Below are 404 nucleotides of genomic sequence, written 5' to 3'. Positions count from 1 at the left end.
GGCCTTGGTGAATCGTGCGGGGACGAGGGTGGGGTGGTCGGTGCGCAGGGCGGTGTCGAGGAGGGCGAGTCCTTCGGGGATGGACAGGGGGGTGACGCCCGCTCGTTCCATCCGTCGCAGGTCGGCTTCGCTCAGGTCGCCTGTCATGCCGCCGGTGGCCCACAGTCCCCAGGCCAGTGAGGTGGCGGCCAGGCCCTGGGCGTGGCGGTGGTGGGCCAGGGCGTCGAGGTAGGCGTTGGCGGCGCCGTAGCCGGCTTGTCCGGCGCTGCCCAGGACTCCGGCCAGGGAGGAGAACAGCACGAACGCCGACAGGTTCAGGTGTTGGGTGAGTTCGTGCAGGTGGCGGGCGGCGTCGGCCTTGGGGCGCAGGACGGCGTCGATGCGCTCGGGGGTGAGAGAGGCCA

At 72.0% G+C, this 404-nt stretch carries 1 protein-coding gene; it reads right to left on the bottom strand.

Annotation, left to right across the window (positions count from 1 at the left end; all coding sequences use genetic code 11):
• On the bottom strand, window positions 1-404 hold a 404-nt coding region (locus ACSC1Q_RS43155), incomplete at both ends, for a KR domain-containing protein (RefSeq protein ID WP_436764538.1).

The organism is Streptosporangium heterodermiicola (assembly GCF_051390675.1).
Taxonomy (GTDB): domain Bacteria; phylum Actinomycetota; class Actinomycetes; order Streptosporangiales; family Streptosporangiaceae; genus Streptosporangium.
This window is presented reverse-complemented; position numbering and strand designations above follow the sequence as displayed.